Origin of the sequence: Streptomyces sp. NPDC051569 (assembly GCF_044454085.1) — a bacterium.
Taxonomy (GTDB): domain Bacteria; phylum Actinomycetota; class Actinomycetes; order Streptomycetales; family Streptomycetaceae; genus Streptomyces.
The window spans coordinates 343405-360486 of sequence record NZ_JBITDJ010000001.1 but is presented as its reverse complement, the minus strand read 5'-3'; the positions used below and the strand labels follow the sequence as shown (position 1 = coordinate 360486).

Sequence of the window (17082 nt, the reverse complement as noted above, 5' to 3'; positions counted from 1 at the left end):
GCGGCACGAGCGGACGCCGCTCGGGACCGCCCTCGCGGTGTCGCATCCCGGCCCCGGCTGACCGTTATGTCACGATGAGCCGGTCCTGTCGTACCCCAGTCGTCGTCCGAGGGGGCTGGATGTCCGGCCGCAGACCGCTTCGCCCGTACGGCGCCCGGCGCACGCCCCTGGCCTGGTGCCGTCCGGCCTGGTGCCGTTCCCTGGCCGCTGCCCTTCTCGCCCTGACCATGGCCGGCTGCTCCCCCTCGTCCCCGCACCCCTCCCGCGCGGAGGCCGCCGCCGACCCGGCGGGTTCCCCCGTGGTCGAGGGCGAGCCCGCCCCCAGTGCCGCGTCGCCCTTCTGGATCGACCCCGACAGCGACGCGGCCCGGCAGGTCGAGCGGTGGCGGAAGCAGGGCCGCGCGGCGGACGCGAGGGCACTCAAGCGGATCTCCGAGCGGGCGGTGGCCGGCTGGCCGCCCGGTGACAACCCGGCGCCGGAGATCAGAAGGGCCGTACGGGGAGCGGCCGCGGGCCGGCGCACGGCGGTCTTCGTCGCGTACAACATTCCCCACCGCGACTGCGGCCGCTACTCCGCCGGCGGCGCCCCCGACGCGTCGTCCTACCGCGCGTGGATCGACACGTTCGCCGACGCCATCGGGGACGCCCCGGCCATCGTCATCCTGGAGCCGGACGCCGTCCCGCACCTCGTGGACGGCTGTACCCCGGCGGAACACCACGCCGAGCGGTACGCGCTGCTCGCGGAGGCGGTCGGCCGGCTGAAGCGGCAGGGCGGGACCCGGGTCTATCTGGACGCGGGCAACCCGGACTGGATCTCCGATCCGGCCAAGCTCGTGGGACCGCTCCGGCGGGCGGGCGTCAACGCGGCGGACGGTTTCTCGCTGAACGTGTCCAACTTCCAGACCAACGATGCCGTCAGGTCCTTCGGCACCCAGCTGGCCGGGCTGCTGGGCGAGGCCCACTTCACGGTCGACACCAGCCGGAACGGCGCGGGCCCGCTGCCGGGCAAGCACGAACAGGCGTGGTGCAACCCGCCGGGACGCGCGCTCGGCACCCCGCCGACCACCGACACCGGCAACGAACTGCTCGACGCCTACCTGTGGATCAAGCGGCCGGGCGACTCGGACGGCCCCTGCCGGGGCGGCCCGGCCGCCGGCACCTGGTGGCCCGACTACGCGCTGGGCCTCGCCCGCCGCAGCGGAGGCGGGAACGGGAGGGGAAGCGGGGGCTAAGGCTTTCCCACCCGGATCCACTTCGCCTCGGACGGAACTCCCCGCGCGTCGGTGACGAAGAGCATGTACCAGCCGGGCGGCACCAGCGCCGGGTCCGACGGCACGTCCACCGTCACGGAGTCCCCGGTCCGGCTCAGCGTCAGCGCGATCGAGCGCTGCTCGACATCCGTGCTGTGCGTGACGGCGCTCGGCCGCATCAGCCGCGCCGTGACGATCCGGTCGGGACGCGCCGCCCGGAAGGTCGCCCGGCCGTGCTGGTCCACCTGCTGCGGCCCGTCCCCCAGCACCGGCCGCCCCGCCCGGCCGGTTTTCGCTGCCCGGTGCCCCCGGAGTCCCTGGAGGTACGGCGGTGTGTAGATCTCCACGCGCTGCTCGAAGGTCCCCAGCTTCGTGTTGTCCGCGTCCCCGTAGAGCGGGTCCGAGCCGAAGGTGACCACCCGCCCGTCCGGCAGCAGCAGCGCCTCGGAGTGGTAGTCGCGCCCGACCGTCGGGTCGGCGGCGGGCCGGAAGGTGTTGGTCCTCGGGTCGTAGAACTGCGCCTTGAGGATGTCGCTGGCGCCCCGGCCCCGGTAGTCCGAGGAGCCGCCGCTCGTGAACACCGTGTCGTCCGGCAGCAGCACGCTGCTCAGGTAGCGCGTGCCCTGCGGCAGCCGGGGCCCCTCCTGGAAGGCCGGGTTGTCCTCCTTGAGGTCGACGATCGCCGTGCGCGCGGTCGACTTGGACGACTCGCCGACGCCACCGCCGCCGAGGAGCATCACCCGCTGGTCCTGCGCGGGCGGCAGCATCAGGGAGGAGGAGGTCTCGGTCCTGTCGATGTCGGTCAGCCCGTTGACCCGGGTGAAGGCATTCGTACGCGGGTCCCACAGCCCCGGCTGGCGGCCCTTCAGCGCGGGCCCGTACCCCGCGTTGGACCCGGAGTAGAAGAGCTTGCCGCTCTGGGTGAGGAAGAGCGCGGGGTAGGTCGGGAAGTAGCGGGTCGGCCCCTTGGACCAGGTCTTGCTCTTCGGGTCGTACAGCTCGTTGTCCCCGGTCAGTACGGCGCCGACGTCGTCCAGCCCGGAGACGGCGAGCACCTTGCCGTCCCCCAGCGTCACCAGCGTCGGGTACCAGCGGGCCTCCTTCATCGGGTTCACGGGGACGTACTTCTCGGCCCTGGGGTCGAATTCGTACGCGGCCCTGATGCCCTGGAAGTCCTGCTTCTCCGTGGTGAGTTTCTGTGCGATGCCGTACAGGTTGTCGGCGTCCTTGCCCGTGAGGCCGACGATCTCGTACTGCGCCGCCTGGGTCGTCAGCGCCTGCGGCCCCTTCTCCGCCGCCTCCACGAACACCCGCGCCTCACCGGCCGTCAGCTTGGTCTTCCACGGCAGCATCCGGCCGCTCCTGCCGTACCCGATCGTGAAGTCCCGTTTCGCCCGGGGCACGGTGACGGCGAACTTGCTGACGTACTCCACACCCGACGGGGAGCGGAAGCGGGTGCCCTTGCGGAACGTGACGTCCTTGTCCGGGTCCTCGTTCTTGACCCGCATCCCGCCGCCGGCCCGGCTGACCTTGCCGTCGAGTACTTCGTAGCGCGCTGTACCGCCCGCCACCAGCAGCCGTCCGTCGGGGAGTTGGGCGTGACCCGAGCAGAAGAAGTCCTCGGGGGTGGGGATCTTCCTGAAGGTGTTGTCGGCCGGGTTCCACAGGATGGTGTCGAAGGTGCCCTCGTCGAACTTCTTCTGGTTGTTGCCGGAGCCCGCGATGATCAGCACCTTGCCGGTGTGCAGCAGGGCGGCGTGGATCGCGTTCGTACGGTATTTCCTCGGGACGTCGAGGACCTCCCAGGAGCCGTACTGCCGCTGGTAACCGGGCTGCGCGATCTTGTACGCGTGGTATTTCTCGGCGGTGAAGGAGAGCACGGCGGGGGCGTTGAGGCCCGCGAGCACCACCACCGCTCCGCCGCCCAGCAGTGTCCTCCTGAAGGCGCCGGCCGGCCCGCGCGGCTTGGCCATGGCTCAGCTCCCTCCGGTCGTGGTCGTGACCGGCGTCGTCGCGACCGGCGTCGTCGCGACCGGCGTCGCCGTCACCTCCGGGGCCACGGCGGGCGCCTGCGGGCCGACGCGCCGGCGCACCGTGGTCCACCCCCAGACGCCGACCGGCGCGAGCGCGATGGCGAGGGCCAGTCCGGCCCAGGCGCGCATCGCCGCGTGGGTGTGGCCGAGGTACGCGGACGCCAGGATCGAGCTGGTCAGCACGGCGGCCCAGAAGAGATGCAGCCGGAAGGTCGCCAGCCGGTCGGGGCTGGCCTCGCCGCCCTTGGGGGTGACGACGAATCCGCCACGGGTGCGCAGCAGCGCCGAGCCCAGCGACTTCAGGTAGACCGGCGCGGAGAGCGCGGACATCGCCATCCCGGCGAGGCCGCCCGAACCCTCGGGCTCGTGCGGCGAGACGTTGTGCCGCCGGTTCCAGAGGTAGAGGCCGATCTGCAGGGCGGCGGCGTCGCTGCAGAGCATCAGCAGGACCGAGGAGGAGACCTGCGTACCGGAGGCTCCCAGCCAGAGGAAGAGGACGCAGCTGAGGACGCCGAGGAGCCAGTTGACCGCCGTCATCGGGTAGTAGACGAGCATCAGCGTGTAGCTGAGGAGGCGGCCGGGCGGCATCCGGAAGGGCGCCTTCCAGTACTGCTTGATGAGCGTCTCGTACGTGCCCCGGGACCAGCGCAGCTGCTGGGTGAAGAAGTCGGTCCAGGACGCGGGCCCCTCACCGACGGCCAGCACGTCGGGGGTGTAGACGGAGCGCCAGAACCGCCCGGTGCCGGGGTTCCTCGCGCGGTGCAGCTCGAAGCCGGTGGCCATGTCCTCGGTGACCGAGTCGTACACTCCGCCGACCTGCTGGAGCGCCGTGATCCGGACGGCGTTGTTCGTGCCGACGAACATCGGGGCGTGATAGCGGTTCCCGGCCCGCTGGATCAGCGCGTGGAAGAGGAACTGCTGGGACTCGGCGGCCTTGGTGACCGGCGAGGTGTAGTTGCCGTACACCTGCGGGCCGACGACGAAGGCGACGTCCGGATCACGGAAGTAGCCCATCATCCGCTCCAGGAAGTTGGGCAGCGGGACGTGGTCGGTGTCGACGGAGGCGAAGAAGTCGTAGGCGTGGCCGTGCAGGGCGAGCCAGGCGTTGTAGTTGCCGTGCTTGGTACGGGCCTTGTGCACGCCCGTGTCCCGGTTCCACTCCGGTACCCCGCTGCGGGTGAAGTGCCGGACCCCCAGCCGCTCGCAGAGCGCCCGGGCCGCGAGGTCGTCGCCCTCGTCGAGCAGCCAGATGTCGAGCGGGCCGCTGTGGCGCAGCCGTACGGCGCCTTCGAGCGTGGCCCGCACCATGGCGAGGGGTTCCTTGCCCGGTACGTAGGTGGTGAGGAACGCGACGCGGGTGCCGGGCTCGGCGGGGACGGGTATCGGGTCCCTGGCCACCAGCGTGGCATGGGCGACGGAGGCGACGTTGACCAGCGTGAAGAAGGCGATGAGTCCGATCGACCCGAGCATCACGTGGTCGAAGACGATCAGCCAGCGTTGGCCGCCGGCCCGCTCGGTGCGGTGACTGGGCAGGAGGAGATAGACGAGCAGGGCGCCGGAGAGCAGCGGCGCGAGGGTCATCAGCAGGACGGCGCGTATTCGGTGGGGCTCGCGTGCGAGCAGACTCCGGTACCGCACCTGATAGCCGGCCGCCGGGTCCGGCTCTTCGAGGGGACCGGCCAGGCGGCTGTAGGTCTCGTAGTCGTAGCCCTCCGGCCGCACGGTGCCTCCAGCAGTAGAGCGGGGTCAATATCACCACAGAAGGGGATATCGACCGGCGTGTCGACCGGAGGCGTCCGTGCGAGCGGCTTTACGGGTGGCGGGCTACTGCGTTCGGGGTGACGGGCGCGGAGGCGGTCGCCGCGAACGCGGCCGCCCCGCGATCCCGCCCGTCAGGCGGAGAGATGGCGCTCCACGGTCTCGACCTTCGAGGTGAGGCCGTCCGTGACGCCGGGCCGGATGTCGGCCTTCAGGACGAGCGAGACGCGCGGTGCGCGGGCCTCGACGGCGGCGACGGCCCGCTTGACGACGTCCATCACCTCGTGCCACTCCCCCTCGATCGAGGTGAACATGGCGTCGGTGCGGTTCGGCAGGCCGGACTCGCGGACGACGCGGACGGCGTCGGCGACGTACTCACCGACGTCCTCGCCCACACCCATCGGGCTCACGGAAAACGCGACGATCATGCGTTCACCGTACCGGCATTGCGGGCGCGGGAGGCGATGACCGCGTCGGAGGCGGCGCGCCGCAGCTTGCGGTCGGCGAAGAAGCCGCCGGTCGGCAGCACCGAGAGGACGAAGTAGAGGACGCCCGTGCCGAACGACCACTTGGCGCGGTTCCAGGCCAGCAGCCAGAAGATCACGTACAGGATGAAGAGCAGGCCGTGGATCATTCCCATGGCGGGGACCGCGTTGAACTCCGTCGTGCGCTTGAGCACCGAGCAGACCAGCAGCAGGAGGAAGGACACGGCCTCGGGTGCGGAGACCAGACGGAGTCGGTGGAGTGCGGAGGCGGTCTTGATGTCCACGAGGTAGGCACCTTCGTCATCGGGGGCGGTGATCGTCTTGTGAACGCGTGCACAAGCGTCGGCTCATTGTGGCAGCCGCGCTCCGGCCGGCCGATGTCGGGGCCGGGCCGGGGGTCTTCCGGGACGGATGCCTCTGTTCGTGCTCGCCGTCGCCCGTTACCTTCGATCCGTGGCTCAGTTCCGACTGCAAGGCAGCAAGGTGCTCGCCGTCGACATGTCCGGCGATGCCGTCAAAGCGAAGAACGGCTCGATGGTCGCGTACGACGGCCAGATGGCCTTCAAGAAGATGTCCGGCGGCGGTGAGGGCATCCGCGGGATGGTGACCCGCCGAATCACCGGCGAGCAGATGACCGTGATGGAGGTGAGGGGCCAGGGGACCTGCTATTTCGCCGACCGGGCGAGCGAGATCAATCTCGTGTCGCTGCACGGCGACAAGCTCTATGTCGAGGCGAGCAACCTGCTCTGCGTGGACGCGGGCCTGCGCACCGGCACGTCGTTCACCGGGCTGCGCGGCGGCGCGACCGGCAACGGTCTGTTCACCACGACCGTCGAGGGCATGGGCCAGGCCGCGATCATGTCGGACGGCCCGGCGGTGATCCTGCGGGTGACCCCGCAGTACCCGCTCGCCGTGGACCCCGGCGCGTACATAGCGCACCAGGGCAGTCTCCAGCAGCACTTCCAGTCCGGGGTGAATTTCCGGACCTTCATCGGCGAGGGCTCGGGCGAGGCCTTCCAGATCCGCTTCGAGGGCGACGGGCTCGTCTACGTACAGCCGAGCGAGCGGAACACCGTCGGGGGTGACATCTGATGCCGTTCCGTGAGATCAACTCGAAGATGGTCGAGGCGACGGTCCTGCCCGGCCAGAAGATGTACAGCCAGCGCGGCGCGATGCTCGCGTACCGGGGAGACGTCAGCTTCACCCCCAACCTGCAGGGCGGCCAGGGCGGCCTGATGTCGATGATCGGCCGGCGGGTCGCCAACGAGGCGACGCCGCTGATGACGGTCGAAGGCAGTGGCACGGTGATGTTCGGCCACGGCGGCCATCACATCCAGGTCATCGGCCTGGCCGGCGACACCCTGTACGTCGAGGCGGACCGGCTGCTCGCCTTCGACGGGACCCTCCAGCAGGGCACCATGTTCATGGGGTCGCAGGGCGGGGTGATGGGCATGGTGCGCGGTCAGGTGACCGGCCAGGGCCTGTTCACCACCACGCTCAAGGGCCACGGCGCGGTCGCGGTGATGGCGCACGGCGGGGTGATCGAGGTGCCCATCACACCGGGCCGGCCCGTCCATGTGGACCCGCAGGCGTATGTCGCGCACCACGGCGACGTACGGAACAAGCTCTCCACGGCGCTCGGCTGGCGCGACATGGTGGGGCGCGGCTCGGGCGAGGCGTTCCAGCTGGAGCTGAGCGGCAGTGGTGCGGTGTACGTCCAGGCGTCGGAGGAGAAGCTGTGAGCGCGCCCGTGATCTTCGACCCGATGACGCTGCCGAGCGACGACAACGTCAACGCGTACACCTTCTGCGTGGAGCTGAAAGGGGGCCAGTGGTTCCTGCAGAAGGGGAAGATGATCGCCTACTACGGGCGGATCGACTTCAACGGCATCGGCAACGGCCGGTTCGAGCGGCTGCTGCGCACCAGCTTCCACTCGCCGCTGCACGCCAGTGACTGGGTGGTGGCGGAGGGCAGCGGCAAGATGCTGCTCGCCGACCGGGCCTTCGACGTCAACTCCTTCGACCTGGAGGACGGCAATCTGACGATCCGCTCCGGGAATCTGCTGGCCTACCAGCCCACCCTGGCTCTGAAGCAGTCGATCGTGCCGGGCTTCCTCACCCTGATCGGTACGGGGAAGTTCGTGGCGGCGTCGAACGGTCCGGTGGTCTTCATGGAACCACCGATCAGGGTGGATCCACAGGCGCTGGTGGGCTGGGCGGACTGCCCCTCCCCCTGCCACCACTACGATCATGGCTACATGACCGGCGTGATGGGCGGCCTGCGGTCGCTGACGGGTATCGGCGGGACCTCGGGCGAGGAGCACCAGTTCGAGTTCGTGGGGGCCGGCACGGTGCTGCTCCAGTCGACCGAGATGTTGATGGCGGAGCAGGCGACGGGCGCGGTGCCCCAGCAGGCGGGCGTGCCCGGAGGCGGCTCCGGTGCGCCGGGATACGCGGGCCAGGGCCACGGCCCGGGTCAGGGCCAGCAGGGGGCCGCTCCCCGGTTGCCCGGTCAGCTGGGGGATCTCCAGCGTCGCTTCGGTCTGTGAACGGTAGTCTGCGGAGTGTGACGTCGAACATCTGCGCCCCCTCCTGACGATCCTGCCGCAGGCGTCACACACCCAGACTTCGTCCAGAATTCAACTTCTTAGGTAGAATCCGCATATGGAGACTGAGACAGCCACTCGCTGGCTGAGCGATACGGAGCAGCGCACCTGGCGCACCCACCTGGAAGTCAGCAAGCTGCTGATGCACCAGCTGGAGAAGGATCTCCAGCCGTTCGGCCTGACCATGAACGACTACGAGATCCTGGTGAACCTCTCGGAATCGGACGAGAGCCGCATGAGGATGAGCGATCTCGCGACCGCCACGCTCCAGTCCAAGAGCAGACTCTCGCACCAGATCACCCGCATGGAAGCCGCGGGTCTGGTCCGCAGGGAGCACTGCGAGTCGGACCGGCGCGGGCTGTTCGCGGTCCTCACGGACGAGGGCATGGAGACGATGCGGAGGGTCGCGCCGCAGCACGTCGCGTCCGTCCGCACACACTTCATCGACCTGCTCACGGCCCAGTCGCAGGAGGAACTGCGCGCGGCGCTCGCCCCGGTGGCCGAGCATCTGCACGGCCAGCGCGGCAAGCTCTGAGTCCCGGCTCCTGAGGCACCACTTCTGAGTCCCGACCTCTGAGGCCCGACCTCTGAGGCGCCGCTTCTCGGGCATGGCAGGCACGGCAGGCACGCTTCCGTACGCGGCGTTCAGCGGGGTCCCGCTCAGCGGTCCCGCTCAGCCCCCGGTATCGCCCGCCGGGGGCAGCCGCAGTTCGAACCGGGCTCCGCCCGCCGGGCTCCGCCCGACCGTGAGCGTGCCGCCGTGGCGCTCGGCCACGTCGCGGGCGATGGCCAGCCCGAGCCCCGCGCCGCCGTCGTCACGGCCGCGCGCCTCGTCGAGCCGTACGAACCGCTCGAAGATCCGCTCGCGCTCCGCCTCCGCCACCCCGGAGCCGTCGTCGGCGACCGCGAGCACCACCTCGGTGCCGTCCAGCCGCACGGACGCGCGGACCTCGGAGCGCGTATGCCGCTGGGCGTTGTCGAGCAGATTGCCCAGCACCCGGGCCAACTGACCGCGCGAACCGGTCACGTCGAGCGCCTCCCGCACCTCCAGTGTCACCGGGATCCGGTCGGCGGTCCGCTGCGAGACCTCCTCACGGACCAGCGCGCCCAGTTCGAACCGCGCCTGCCCCGGCCGCTCCCCCGCGTCCAGCCGTGCCAGCAGCAGCAGATCGGCGGCGAGCCGCTGAAGCCGTACGGTGTCCTCGACCGCGCCCGGGACATCCAGCAGGTGCGGGTGGGCGGCGCCCACTTCGAGCTGCGTACGGAGCGAGGCGATCGGGCTGCGCAGCTCGTGCGAGGCGTCCGCGACGAAGCTGCGCTGCCGCTCCACGGACGCCTCCAGCGCGGTGAGCGTCTCGTTGGTCGTACGGGCCAGCCGGGCGACCTCGTCGTACGTGGCGGGCTCGGGCACCCGCCGGGAAAGGTCCTCGGACGCGGTGATGGCCGCCATCTCCCGCCGGATGCCCTCCACGGGCCGCAGCGCCCGCCGGGTCACCAGCCAGGTCACGCCCCCGACGACCAGCAGCAGGAGGGGCAGCCCCACCAGCATCGCCACGGTGGCGGTGCCGACCGCGCTCTCCCGGGCCCCCAGGGACGCGCCCGCGTGGACGGTGACCGTACGGCCCGCGCGGTCGGTCACCTGGAGGGCGGTGAAACGGTAGTGGCCGGTCGCACCGTCCACCGTGGCGGTGCCGGTGGTGTGCGCGGTGATGTCGCCGATCCTGACGGCGGCGGGGTTGTCGTCGTCGTCATCGCCGCCACGGTCCCGGTCCCGGCCCCGCCGGTCCCCGCTGTCGTCGTCACCGCCACCGCTGTCGTCACCGGCCTCACCGGCCTCACCGGCCTCACCGCCGCTGTCCGGTGTCCGGGTCGCCGGAGCGGGACTTTTCGGGAGCGTCACCGCGGACAGCCCGGTGCCGCTGATCCGCTCCAGGTCCCCGCTGACGGCGAGCAGCCCACCGTCCTCGGCGGCCACCTGCACCGGGTGGTCCTCGTCGTCCGGCAGTTCCAGCTCGGCGTACGGAAGCTGGTCCGGGACCCGGGAGGCGATGTCCAGGGCGACCTCGCGTGCGGCCGAATCGGCCTGACGGTCCGCCTGGTCGGTGAGGTTGGAGCGCAGTGAGAGGAGCACGGCGATCCCGGCGGCGATCAGCGCGACCGCCACCACGGCGGTCGCGGCGAGCGACGCCTTGGCCCGTACGGAGGCGAGAGGGCGTCTCAGCGGGCTCATCGCGCTCGTCGTGCCGGCCGCGCCGGCCGTACCCGCCGTACCGGCCGTACCCGCCGTACCGGCCGTACCCGCCGTACCCGCCGTGCTCATACGGCGACCAGACGGTAACCGGCGCCACGCACCGTCTGGATCCGCGCGGCGCCTATCTTGCGGCGCAGGGCGCTGATGTACACCTCGATGATGTTGGGGTCGCCGTCGTAGGCGAAGTCCCAGACGTGCTCCAGGATCCGCGGCTTGCCGACCACCTCGCCCGCACGCACCGCCAACTGCTCCAGCACCGCGAACTCCTTTGCCGTGAGGGCAACTTCGGCATCGTCCCGGAAGACGCGGCGGGCCGCCGTGTCGATCCTGAGCCCCCCGATCCGCAGGACCGGCGAAGCCCCGGCCGAACCCCGGCGGCGCAGCAGCGCCTTGACCCGGGCGACGAGCACGACATACGAGAACGGCTTGGTCAGATAGTCGTCGGCGCCGGTGTCGAGCCCCTCCGCCTCGTCGTACTCACCGTCCTTCGCGGTGAGCATCAGGATCGGCACGTCCTGGCCGGCCGCGCGCAGAGCGGAGCAGACCCGGTAGCCGTTCATCCCGGGCAGCATGATGTCGAGCACCACCAGGTCGTACACGCCCTCACCGGCACGGTGCAGCCCTTCGAGCCCGTCGTGGACGACATCCACGGCGAAGCCCTCGGCCGTCAGCCCCTTGGCCAGCGAGACCGCGAGCCGCTTCTCGTCCTCGACTATCAGCAAGCGCATGCGCCCACCTTCGCAAAACGAACCTGAAGATCTCTTCAGGTGGCTTCAGGCTGCGTTCAGCTTCCCCCCGCGACAGTGAAGTCGTTCCGCACGGAGCGGACAGACCGGCAGACCGACTCGGGAGGACCTCTCATGAAGCGCAATCTCGTCATCGCGGCCATCACAGCGGCGGCGCTGCTCGGCGGCGGCACGTACACGGCGGTCGCCATGGGCGGCGACGACCACCGGAGCGGTACGGCCACGACGGCCCGGCCCGCGCCCGCCGGGAGCGGCGCCGTCCGCGGCGCGAGCGAGGCGGCCGCGCTGGCACTCAAGAAGTACCCGGGCACCGTCATCTCCGTCGAACGGGACGACGACGGGACCGACAGGACCAGCAGCTGGGAGGTGAAGATCCTGGGCAAGGACAACCGCCGGCGCGAGGTGCGGATCGACGCGGCCACGGGCGCCGTACGCACCGGCGGTCGCCTCTCCAACAGCCCGACCGGCACGAGCAGCACGAGCGGCACCGACAACACCCCTGGTCACGACGCCCGTGACGACCGCGCCGCCCTGCGCGGCGCCACGGTCGACGCGGGCAGGGCGGGGGCCGCCGCGGTCGCCTCCGTACCCGGCACGGTGACCTCCGTCGAGCTCGACGACGACCGGGGCGGCCGCTGGGAGGTCGAGGTCGACGGCAAGGACGGCCGCACGCACGAAGTGGACGTCCACCCGAAGACCGGTCAGGTGACGCCTCACCACGACGACCACCCCCATGGCGGGGCCGACGACGGGACCCGGTCCGACGACAAGGGCCGCTCCGACGACCACGGCGAGGGTACGGGGCACGACCGTGGTGACGACCACGGCGGCCGGCGCTGATGAGCGCGCCCGCCGCGCGGTGACCTGACACCTCGCACGTTGAGCCGGGCCCCCGGGCCCGGCTCAGACGACTGCGCCCAGTTCCTGACGAGTCCGCCGCTGAAACTCGCGGACGGACCGCTCGCGTCGCCAGGGGGCCAGAGCGGTGCTGAATTCACGGACATAGTCCAGCGCTCTACTGGACCGGACCCGGCCAAGGATGTCGACAGAGCGGTTGCCGAGTTCGAGGCCGTGGTCGAGATCGCGAGCCTGGAGATGGGCGGTTCCGACGATCGCGAGGCGCATACCGACGGAGCGGGTGAATACCTCGAGCGGCATGGCGGCGGCCCGCAGGTTCCAGGCCAGCGCCGCCTGAGGATTCTTCAGATCCCGGAAGATCTCAGCCGCGTCCGCCGACAGCCTGCTGTGATGGTAGAAGTCGATCCACGCAGGCTCGTCGCCGCAGCCCCCCTCGGCCCTGCTGAGAAGGTTTTCCGAGGCGGCCAGAGCATGTGAAGCAGAGCGCGGATCGTTCTCGCGGGCGTGAGCTCGGGCCTCGATCAATTTGGTGAACGCCAGCACCCGGGGCGCAGCCTGTCCTTTGGCCCGTTCAAAGGCGCCCTGAGCCATGTCCACAGCCTCGCTGGCGAAGCCCCGCAGCAGCGATTGCATGGCCATGGTGGTGAGTACGTAGCAGCCGAGCTGAACATTCCCTCCCGCACGGGCAAGGCGTAGCGCCTGAATGAAGTGCCTTTGTGCGGCTTCGTGTTGACCGACATCGAAGGCCGTCCAGCCCGCCAGCCTGGAGAGCTCAGCGGTGACCGAGAAGAGTTCACGGCCCACCTCGTCGGAGAACGACCCCCGCAGCAGCGGGGCCGCACGCTGTTCGAGGCAGCCGGTGACGGAGCTCGCCTTCCAGTTCCCGCCGCCGTACTTCGAGTCCCACCGCCTTGCTTCTTCTGCGGCTTCCCGCAGTTCATCCAGGTCCGAGTGCCCGACCTGACGACCACCGGCGTGGTCGGCGGGCTTGTCGGCCGGTGTGACGAGCCAGCGGGTGACGGGGGTGGCGAACGCGGATACGGCGAAGCCGGATCCGGCCAAAAGGTCGCGGCGATTCACGGATCTCCAGAACGAAGTGGCGACGCGGACGGCATCAGCGGGGTGCCGCGGGAAATCCAATCCCACATCCGCGTCCGGCGTCTCCGCCTCCGCCATACCGATTTCCGCGAGACTGACGGGCCGACCGAGCCGCTCGCCGATGGCCTGTGCCAACAGCTTCGGGACAGGCCATTTCGGCGTCATCCCGCGACGGGCCCAGTTCGCCACGGAGGTGTGCGAGTAGTCCGTCTCCGTACCCGAGGCCTGGGCGAGTCGGTTCACCCGCAGAGCCAGCGACTTGTGACTCGCGCCGCTGGCTTCGATGAGCCGGACCAGATCCGTATTGGGCGGACGGGTCCGGCGGACAGTCGGCGCCACAGCGCCCCCCTTGAATGACCAGTACCGGCGTGGCCGCCGCACGCGATTCACACCGTTGAGTCACCGAGGGTATTGCCTTCCGCACTCGCAGTGAATCGGGTCGGCGAGTTGTGGGCCCCCTTGTGAGCCCTCCCCCGGCCTTCGGCCGGCGGCTGTGATGAAGCTTCCCTTCGTCCTTCTGACGATGCCGCACGACCCTTGGTGCTGTGTCGCCGATCGTCGGCAGCAGGAGCGTACGAGCGCAGTCCCCACATGAGGAGTCCCGACGATGCGAGCTGTACCGGACGAGTGGCCCGACCGGCGGACGGGCGGAGTCGAGACGTCTGCGACGGCGGCCTCTGTCACCGACCGCCGTTTGTCCTTCACCGTTGCGACGATCGACGCATGTGTGCCCGTCGCCCGCCGCGAGATCGCCGCTCAACTGGCGATCTGGGGGCTGCCACCCGGCTCGGATGTGGCGGATACGGCTCTGCTCGCAGTCAGCGAGCTGGTCACGAACTGCGTTCAGCACGCGGCACTTTCCTCGCCCAGAGCAGAGGTGGCGGTCTGCATGGACAGCGAATACCTGACCGTCTCCGTGCACGACCGGCACCCCCGGCTTCCCGAGCCGGCAGATGTTCCGCATCTGGACGGGAGCGGCGGCTGGGGACTGCGACTGATCGAGGCCCTGGCCGCCGAGGCGGGCGGGAGGACCAGCGTGCCAAGGGACGCTGACGGGCTCGGCAAGACCGTCACCGTGCTGCTGCCTCTGCCGGGAAATCGTTCGCCGTCGGGATGTCGTGGCGCCGACGACTCGACCACCGCTCCGGCCTGACGCCGGGCAGACGGCATTCCACCGCTACATCCCGCACGCCCTCATAAAGGCACGTCGGACGGAGCGAGGCCTTGACAACACATCGCGCCCGAGCGTGGGTCGCCGCTCCGGTCAGCGCTGCAACGCCGCCGCGCGGTGACCTGCCCCTCCCACGTCCGATCCGGGCCCACGGACCCGGATCGGACCTACCCGCCCAGCGCGGCCCGGCGCTCCGCGAACAGGGCGAAGCATTCACCGAGCCCCGGCGACGGGTCCAGGCCGGCCTCCCTGATCACCTTGATCGCGTGCATCCGGTCGTTCTTCCGCACGAGGGCGTCGATCTCGTCCCGCGCCTCGGTGGGCAGCGCGTCCCACACTCCGTTTTCCATGGGCCCCATTCAACCGGGCGCGGCCGCCGGGAGCAGCGCCGGGAGGGCTACCAGGACGAACACAGCGCGAGAGGGAGCCGTCCGACCAGCAGCCCCACGGCCGCCGCCCGGCCGGAAGACCCGGCGTTCACCGCCGTGTTGACCCAGGCACCCATCCCCGCCGACCGCCGCCGGAACCGACCGCGCGGGGCCGCGCGGGGCCGCGCGGGGCCGGTGCGAGGTGGGCAACCGGCCGCCGTCGGGGGTCAGTTCCGGCCGGTGAGGCCCGCGACCAGTTCGTCCGCGGCGGTGTACGGGTCCAGCTCGCCCGCCACGATCCGTTCGGCCAGGGCGTCGAGGCGGCGGTCGCCGTGGAGGTCCGCGATGCGTTCGCGCAGGGCGGTGACCGCGATGGTCTCGACCTCGCGGGCCGCGCGCCTGGCGCGGCGCCCGGCGAGGACGTCGTGCTCCTCCATCCACGCGCGGTGTTTCTCCAGGGCTTCGACGACCTCGTCGATGCCCTCGCCGCGCGCGGCGACGGTCTTGACGATGGGCGGCCGCCAGTCGCCGGGGCCCCGGGTCTCGCCGAGGCCGAGCATGTGGTTCAGCTCGCGGGCCGTCGCGTCGGCGCCGTCGCGGTCCGCCTTGTTGACCACGTACACATCGCCGATCTCCAGGATTCCGGCCTTCGCCGCCTGGATGCCGTCGCCCATGCCGGGTGCCAGCAGGACGACCGACGTATCGGCCTGGGAGGCGATCTCGACCTCCGACTGGCCGACCCCGACGGTCTCCACCAGGATCACGTCGCAGCCCGCCGCGTCCAGGACCCGGATCGCCTGCGGGGCCGCCCAGGCCAGGCCGCCGAGGTGGCCGCGGGTGGCCATCGAACGGATGTAGACGCCGGGGTCGGAGGCGTGCTCGGACATCCGGACACGGTCGCCGAGCAGCGCGCCGCCCGAGAAGGGCGACGAGGGGTCGACGGCGAGTACCGCGACCCGCTTGCCGGCCCGCCGGTACGCGGAGACCAGGGCGGAGGTGGAGGTCGACTTGCCGACACCGGGCGATCCGGTGAGGCCGACGACGTACGCGCCGCCCGCGAGCGGTGCCAGCGCCGCCATCACCTCGCGCAGCTGCGGGGACGCCCCCTCGACCAGTGAGATCAGCCGGGCCACGGCGCGGGGCCGGCCCTCGCGTGCCTGAGCCACCAGCTCGGGGACGTCCTGTGTCACAGTTCCGTTCCTTCGTTCGCTGCGTACGGTGCCCGTCGGGGGTCGGTGCTGGTCGACGACTAGTCGGCGACGCGCACGATCAGCGCGTCGCCCTGGCCCCCGCCGCCGCACAGCGCCGCCGCGCCGACCCCGCCGCCGCGCCGCTTCAGCTCCAGGGCGAGGTGCAGGACGAGCCGGGCGCCGGACATGCCGATCGGGTGGCCGAGGGCGATGGCGCCCCCGTTCACGTTCACCTTTTCCGGGGATACGCCGAGGTCCTTCATTGACTGCACGGCGACGGCGGCGAACGCCTCGTTGATCTCGATGAGGTCGAGGTCGTCGATGCCGATGCCCTCCTTCTTCAGGGCGTGCTGGATCGCGTTCGAGGGCTGGGACTGGAGGGAGTTGTCCGGGCCCGCCACATTGCCGTGCGCGCCGATCTCCGCGAGCCACTCCAGGCCCAGCTCCAGCGCCTTGGCCTTGCTCATGACGACGACCGCGGCCGCGCCGTCGGAGATCTGCGAGGCGCTGCCGGCCGTGATCGTGCCGTCCTTGGCGAAGGCCGGGCGCAGCCGGCCCAGGGTCTCGACGGTCGTCTCGGGGCGGATGCCCTCGTCCTGCGCGAAGACCACCGGGTCGCCCTTGCGCTGCGGGATTTCCACCGGGGCGATCTCGGCGTCGAAGATCCCGTTCTTCCGCGCGGCGGCGGCGCGCTGGTGGGAGAGCGCGGCGAATTCGTCCTGTTCGGGGCGGGCGATGTTCAGCCGGGTGTTGTGCTTCTCGGTCGAGGCGCCCATGGCGATGTCCTCGAAGGAGTCGGTGAGTCCGTCGTACGCCATGGCGTCGAGCATCTCGACCGCGCCGTACTTGTAGCCCTCGCGGGACTTGGGCAGCAGGTGCGGGGCGTTGGTCATGGATTCCTGGCCGCCGGCGACGACGATGTCGAACTCGCCGGCGCGGATCAGCTGGTCGGCCAGCGCGATCGCGTCGAGCCCGGAGAGGCAGACCTTGTTGATGGTGAGCGCGGGAACGTTCATCGGGATGCCGCCCTTGACGGCGGCCTGGCGGGCCGGGATCTGGCCGGTTCCGGCCTGCAGCACCTGGCCCATGATCACGTATTGGACCTGGTCACCGCTGACGCCGGCCCGGTCCAGCGCGGCCTTGATGGCGAAGCCGCCCAGCTCCGCGCCGGAGAAAGGGGTGAGCGAGCCGAGGAGGCGCCCCATGGGGGTACGGGCGCCCGCGACGATCACAGAGGTGGTGGTGTTCGTTCCAGACATGAGACGCGAT

17 protein-coding genes and 1 pseudogene are annotated in these 17082 nt (G+C 70.9%); 7 read left to right on the top strand and 11 right to left on the bottom strand.

What is annotated here, in order from left to right:
• The first annotated feature begins 119 nt into the window (after nt 1-119).
• Nucleotides 120-1232, top strand: a complete 1113-nt coding sequence (locus tag ACIBAE_RS01555; protein WP_399281716.1) for a glycoside hydrolase family 6 protein — start codon at nt 120-122, stop codon at nt 1230-1232.
• On the opposite strand, the gene ACIBAE_RS01550 is transcribed toward ACIBAE_RS01555, so the two are convergent.
• The 4 genes from ACIBAE_RS01550 to ACIBAE_RS01535 form a co-directional block, all read right to left on the bottom strand.
• Nucleotides 1229-3223, bottom strand: a complete 1995-nt coding sequence (locus tag ACIBAE_RS01550) for a galactose oxidase-like domain-containing protein (RefSeq protein WP_399281715.1) — start codon at nt 3221-3223, stop codon at nt 1229-1231. The two genes, ACIBAE_RS01555 and ACIBAE_RS01550, sit on opposite strands and share 4 nt — an antisense overlap.
• A gap of 3 nt (nt 3224-3226) precedes the next feature.
• Nucleotides 3227-5005, bottom strand: a complete 1779-nt coding sequence (locus ACIBAE_RS01545; protein ID WP_399281714.1) for a glycosyltransferase family 2 protein — start codon at nt 5003-5005, stop codon at nt 3227-3229.
• 170 nt (nt 5006-5175) lie between these two features.
• Nucleotides 5176-5469, bottom strand: a complete 294-nt coding sequence (locus ACIBAE_RS01540; protein ID WP_399281713.1) for an MTH1187 family thiamine-binding protein — start codon at nt 5467-5469, stop codon at nt 5176-5178.
• Complete coding sequence (locus tag ACIBAE_RS01535) at nt 5466-5810, bottom strand: DUF3817 domain-containing protein (RefSeq protein WP_399281712.1); 345 nt, start codon at nt 5808-5810, stop codon at nt 5466-5468. The genes ACIBAE_RS01540 and ACIBAE_RS01535 overlap by 4 nt, the downstream gene beginning before the upstream one ends.
• 127 nt (nt 5811-5937) lie before the next feature.
• On the opposite strand from ACIBAE_RS01535, the gene ACIBAE_RS01530 reads away from it, so the two are divergent.
• From ACIBAE_RS01530 to ACIBAE_RS01515, 4 genes are all read left to right on the top strand, one after another.
• Nucleotides 5938-6618, top strand: a complete 681-nt coding sequence (locus ACIBAE_RS01530) for an AIM24 family protein (protein ID WP_399281711.1) — start codon at nt 5938-5940, stop codon at nt 6616-6618.
• Nucleotides 6618-7268 (top strand): AIM24 family protein, encoded by a 651-nt coding sequence (locus ACIBAE_RS01525; protein ID WP_399281710.1) that lies wholly within the window; start codon nt 6618-6620, stop codon nt 7266-7268. Before ACIBAE_RS01530 ends, ACIBAE_RS01525 begins: the two co-directional genes overlap by 1 nt.
• Complete coding sequence (locus ACIBAE_RS01520) at nt 7265-8074, top strand: AIM24 family protein (protein WP_399281708.1); 810 nt, start codon at nt 7265-7267, stop codon at nt 8072-8074. The genes ACIBAE_RS01525 and ACIBAE_RS01520 overlap by 4 nt, the downstream gene beginning before the upstream one ends.
• Before the next feature lie 115 nt (nt 8075-8189).
• Nucleotides 8190-8666: a MarR family winged helix-turn-helix transcriptional regulator gene (locus ACIBAE_RS01515; protein ID WP_399281707.1), complete on the top strand. Its 477-nt coding sequence runs from the start codon at nt 8190-8192 to the stop codon at nt 8664-8666.
• A gap of 138 nt (nt 8667-8804) precedes the next feature.
• On the opposite strand, the gene ACIBAE_RS01510 is transcribed toward ACIBAE_RS01515, so the two are convergent.
• Together ACIBAE_RS01510 and ACIBAE_RS01505 are read right to left on the bottom strand one after the other, a co-directional pair.
• Nucleotides 8805-10361, bottom strand: a complete 1557-nt coding sequence (locus tag ACIBAE_RS01510) for an ATP-binding protein (protein WP_399281988.1) — start codon at nt 10359-10361, stop codon at nt 8805-8807.
• Nucleotides 10362-10447: 86 nt separating this feature from the next.
• Nucleotides 10448-11110, bottom strand: a complete 663-nt coding sequence (locus ACIBAE_RS01505) for a response regulator transcription factor (RefSeq protein WP_399281706.1) — start codon at nt 11108-11110, stop codon at nt 10448-10450.
• A 132-nt stretch (nt 11111-11242) separates the two neighbouring features.
• Here ACIBAE_RS01505 and ACIBAE_RS01500 point away from each other — a divergent pair, with 132 nt between their 5' ends.
• Entirely contained in the window at nt 11243-11968 is a 726-nt protein-coding gene (locus ACIBAE_RS01500) for a PepSY domain-containing protein (RefSeq protein ID WP_399281705.1), read from the top strand.
• A 63-nt stretch (nt 11969-12031) separates the two neighbouring features.
• Here ACIBAE_RS01500 and ACIBAE_RS01495 read toward each other — a convergent pair whose 3' ends face one another.
• Nucleotides 12032-13423, bottom strand: a complete 1392-nt coding sequence (locus ACIBAE_RS01495; RefSeq protein ID WP_399281704.1) for a sporulation protein — start codon at nt 13421-13423, stop codon at nt 12032-12034.
• A 268-nt stretch (nt 13424-13691) separates the two neighbouring features.
• Between ACIBAE_RS01495 and ACIBAE_RS01490 the strand changes: the two genes are divergently transcribed.
• Nucleotides 13692-14237 (top strand): ATP-binding protein, encoded by a 546-nt coding sequence (locus ACIBAE_RS01490; protein ID WP_399281703.1) that lies wholly within the window; start codon nt 13692-13694, stop codon nt 14235-14237.
• A 185-nt stretch (nt 14238-14422) separates the two neighbouring features.
• Here the strand turns inward: ACIBAE_RS01490 and ACIBAE_RS01485 are convergent, their stop codons facing one another.
• The 4 genes and pseudogenes from ACIBAE_RS01485 to ACIBAE_RS01470 form a co-directional block, all read right to left on the bottom strand.
• The gene (locus tag ACIBAE_RS01485) at nt 14423-14605 is read right to left on the bottom strand and encodes a hypothetical protein (protein ID WP_399281702.1); all 183 of its coding nucleotides are present in this window, start codon (nt 14603-14605) and stop codon (nt 14423-14425) included.
• Nucleotides 14606-14614: 9 nt separating this feature from the next.
• Nucleotides 14615-14757: pseudogene (locus ACIBAE_RS01480) on the bottom strand (MFS transporter); the annotation flags it as partial.
• A gap of 93 nt (nt 14758-14850) precedes the next feature.
• Nucleotides 14851-15813, bottom strand: coding sequence for a methylmalonyl Co-A mutase-associated GTPase MeaB (meaB, locus tag ACIBAE_RS01475; protein ID WP_399281701.1), 963 nt, complete (start codon nt 15811-15813; stop codon nt 14851-14853).
• Nucleotides 15814-15872: 59 nt separating this feature from the next.
• Entirely contained in the window at nt 15873-17072 is a 1200-nt protein-coding gene (locus ACIBAE_RS01470) for an acetyl-CoA C-acetyltransferase (RefSeq protein WP_399281700.1), read from the bottom strand.
• Nucleotides 17073-17082: the final 10 nt, after the last annotated feature.